The following is a 2,589-nucleotide window of genomic DNA, read 5'->3' on the forward strand; positions in this document are numbered from 1 at the left end:
CAGCACGACTGAATTTCTCGTGCAGCTCCAGCAGACCCTGGACACACGTGAGAGCGCACTGGAATTACGTGAAGCATTGTGGCGCGCGTGGTTCGAATGGCTGACAGCGTCAGGACAAATTGAAAACTGGCTCGGCACGAGCACCACATACTGATTTGGTGCGCTCCGATGCAAAGTCTAAGGAATATCGAAATGAATACATTCAAATACTCAGCGGCATGTCTATTGCTATGCGTGGCATGGCCGCTTTTCGCCCAGGATGAAGACGGACACGAGGAAGAAGAGATCGAGTCCGTAGTCATGACGGCCGCCGAGAGAACGGTGGCCGGGATAAGTACCGGACAAGTCACTTTTCGGACCCTGTCTGAACAGGTCTTGATGCCTGCTGAAGTAGTAGTTAATGCGTACCAGTCGGCCAACGTGACAACCCGAATTACAGCTCAGGTGATCGCGAGACACGCCAGGCTCGGCGACGTCGTTGACGCGAATCAAAGGATGGCTACGTTATCGAGCGTCGAAATGGCCGAGGCGCAGGGCGGGCTCATTCTCGCCGATTCTGAATGGCAGCGCGTTAGCTCCCTTGGCAAACAGGCAGTCTCCGAGCGCCGGTACACAGAAGCCGAGATCGCGAGACGACAGGCATTCGCGAAAGTGTTGGCGTACGGAATGACCATCGACGAGGCCAACCAGATGCTTGCGTCAGGAGACGCGGCGCTTGCTACCGGTGATTTCGATCTCCTGGCCCCCCAGCAGGGAACCATTCTTAGCGACAACTTCATCATCGGCGAGTTAATAGAACCAGGGCGCGTGCTTTTCAGGATCAGCGATGAATCGACATTATGGGTCGAGGCCAGCACTGTACCGAGCGATCTGACCGAGTTCGAGATCGGGGCTCCCGTGCGGATTGCCCACGGGGAAGATCACTGGATTGAGGGCCGTGTCGTACAGCTGCATCACCAGCTCGATGAGACTACTCGACGCCAGGGACTTCGTATCGAAGTCGATAACACGGACGATCATCTGCATCCGGGGCAATTTGTGGAGGCGGAGATCAGTACCGGCGAAGGGCCGACGGTCCTGGCGATTTCTGACGACGCGATAACGCTGATCAATGGCGCGCCAACCGTGTTCCGGTTGGAACGTGGCAACGAGTTTCATCCTCAACCTGTATTGACCGGTAGATCTGCCGGCGGCTGGACCGAAATCCGACAGGGCTTGGTCGAAGGCGATGACATAGCGACAGGAGGCATCTTCCATCTGAAGTCGCTCCTGTTGAAGGCGACCCTCGGCGAAGGTCACGGACACTAGGAGGCTGACATGCTAAACCGACTGGTTGAAGCCTCTTTGAGGTACAAATTCCTGGTCCTCGTCACGTTCGGTGTCGTCGCCTTTCTCGGCTGGCGTGCCATCGTTACCGTCCCGATTGATGCGTTTCCGGATGTGACGCCGGCACAAGTCAATATCTACACAGAATCGCCCGGGCTGGCTGCCGAGGACGTGGAGCAGCTGCTCACGTTCCCGATCGAGTCCGGCATGGCGGGACTACCAAAAGTGCAGGAGATTCGTTCTGTAAGCTTGTTCGGGTTGTCTTACGTCGCCGTCTACTTCGAAGACGACATGGACATCTACTTCGCGCGACGATTGGTTATGGAGCGGCTGCAGGAGGTTGGGGACCGGATTCCGGAAGGCTACGGTACGCCGGAAATGGGACCCAACACGTCCGGGCTGGGGCAGGTGTTCTGGTACACGTTGGAGCGCGCAGACGCAGAGCTCAAGGATACCATCACGGATATGGACCTTCGTACGTTGCACGACTGGACGGTTCGGCTCATGTTGCGTACTGCGCCGGGCGTCGACGATGTCATGTCCTGGGGCGGTCAGGAGCGGCAGTTTCAGGTCGTCATCGAACCACTCAACCTCATCAAGTACGGCCTGACATTCCGCGAGGTCATGGAGGTAATAGAGGCCAACAATCGCCAGGTTGGTGGACAGTATATCGATATTGGAGCGGAGCAGTACTTGGTGCGCGGACTTGGACTGGTAGAAAACGAACATGACATCGGGTCAATGGTCATCTCTGTAGAGGATGGTGTTCCTGTTTACCTGCGCGACATAGCGACGATTGTACAAGGTCCCGCACTGCGATTTGGCGCGGTGACGAGGGATGGTGAAGAGGTCGTTCTCGGCATGGCGTTGTCTCGAATTGGAGAGAACGCTGCGAACGTGGTCGATGCCGTGAAGGACAAGGTGGAGATCGTCAACGATGCTCTTCCGGAGGGTGTCGTATTGCGGCCCGTTTACGAACGAACCGATCTCGTCGACAAAGCAATCAATACGGCCGTTATGGCGCTTATCGAAGGGTCTATCCTCGTTGCAATTGTGCTGTTCCTGTTTCTTGGCGAACTCCGCTCGGCGTTGGTTGTGATAACGGCGCTCCCGCTGGCCATGCTGATCGCGTTCATCTTCATGGGCGAAGCGGGTCTATCCGCGAATCTGATGTCGCTGGCGGGCCTGGCGGTCGGTATAGGAATGATGGTTGACGGGGCGGTCGTCATGGTCGAGAACGCGTTCCGCATCATGGCAGAGCGG

2 protein-coding genes are annotated in these 2,589 nt (G+C 56.8%); both read left to right on the plus strand.

Features of this window, described 5'->3' with window-relative positions; translation table 11 throughout:
- Positions 1-300 precede the first annotated feature (300 nt).
- Positions 301-1,308 carry an efflux RND transporter periplasmic adaptor subunit gene (locus tag HKN37_09010; protein ID NNE46784.1) on the plus strand — a complete coding sequence of 336 codons (1,008 nt, stop codon included), beginning with the start codon at positions 301-303 and terminating at the stop codon, positions 1,306-1,308.
- A gap of 9 nt (positions 1,309-1,317) precedes the next feature.
- Positions 1,318-2,589 (plus strand): efflux RND transporter permease subunit (locus HKN37_09015; GenBank protein NNE46785.1); only part of this gene is annotated, 1,272 nt, incomplete at its 3' end.

It is taken from the genome of Rhodothermales bacterium (genome assembly GCA_013002345.1).
GTDB lineage: Bacteria > Bacteroidota > Rhodothermia > Rhodothermales > JABDKH01 > JABDKH01.

Coding starts and splice junctions, on each gene's coding strand:
- HKN37_09010 (NNE46784.1), top strand. CDS start 301: ATGACGGCCGCCGAGAGAACGGTGGCCGGGATAAGTACCGGACAAGTC.